Here is a 238-nt window from a genome sequence, read left to right as displayed (position 1 = left end):
CCGAGCGCCGTGCCCAGATTCAGATGGACATCGACCAGTGCAGGGTTCGACGCGATTGCAAGCCGATATTGTTCGACGGCTTCGTTCAACGCGCCCTGCGCCTGCAAAGCGGTGCCGAAGTTGTTGCGCGCGTCGGCGAAATCGGGTTGTAGCTGCAACGCCTGGTCGTAACAGATGGTGGCTTCGTCGAGATGGCCGAGCGCGGCGGCGGCGAGTCCGCGGTTGCTCCAGCAGGCGG

General features: G+C 64.3%; 1 protein-coding gene. It reads right to left on the bottom strand.

Going from position 1 to position 238, the window contains the following annotated elements:
* Positions 1 to 238: tetratricopeptide repeat protein (locus SB822_RS60715; protein ID WP_410859602.1), on the bottom strand; the 238-nt coding region annotated here is incomplete at both ends.

Origin of the sequence: Paraburkholderia sp. SIMBA_054 (assembly GCF_046534875.1) — a bacterium.
GTDB lineage: Bacteria > Pseudomonadota > Gammaproteobacteria > Burkholderiales > Burkholderiaceae > Paraburkholderia > Paraburkholderia hospita.
The sequence above is the reverse complement of the archived record's forward strand: the minus strand, read 5'-3'. Positions and strand labels throughout refer to the sequence as shown.